The sequence below is a fragment of the Ralstonia sp. VS2407 genome, from assembly GCF_052950655.1.
Genome location: NZ_JBRFVG010000174.1, coordinates 1 through 501, shown reverse-complemented (window position 1 = coordinate 501; position 501 = coordinate 1). Strand labels below are relative to the sequence as shown.

Sequence of the window (501 nt, the reverse complement as noted above, 5' to 3'; positions counted from 1 at the left end):
ATCCGGCCGTCGGGCGCGGTCCGTGTTTCGATATCGAACGATGCATGCGTGTACGCAGCGCCGATCGGCCACGCGTAGCACGCGCGATGCGGGCGCGATGCGTCGGCGGCCGCGTCATCGGGCGGCGCCGGTTCCGTCACGCGCGCCGGCGCCACGGGCAAACCTGCGTCATGCTTCATCGCCGCCTCGCAGATAGCGTGCGGCGCGATGCACCGCGCGAATGATCTCCAGATGCGTGCCGCAACGGCACAGGTTGAAGCGCAGCGCATCCCGGATCGCCGCATCGTCGGGCGCGGGATTGCGATCGAGCAGCGCCTTCGTGCTCATGATCATCCCGTTCAGGCAATACCCGCATTGCGCGGCCTGCTCGTCGATGAACGCGCGCTGGATCGGATGGGGCGCGTCGCACGACCCGAGCCCTTCCAGCGTCGTGACGTCGCGTCCGTGCGCGGCGGCGGCCGGCACGACGCACGAACGCGTGGCCTGCCCGTCGACGAGCAC

Annotated in this window: 1 protein-coding gene; it reads right to left on the bottom strand. The window is 70.1% G+C overall.

The window, feature by feature from the left end; genetic code table 11:
- Positions 1-168 precede the first annotated feature (168 nt).
- A partial coding sequence (locus ACU8YE_RS24470; RefSeq protein WP_446929981.1) for a (2Fe-2S)-binding protein occupies positions 169-501 on the bottom strand: 333 nt, incomplete at its 5' end.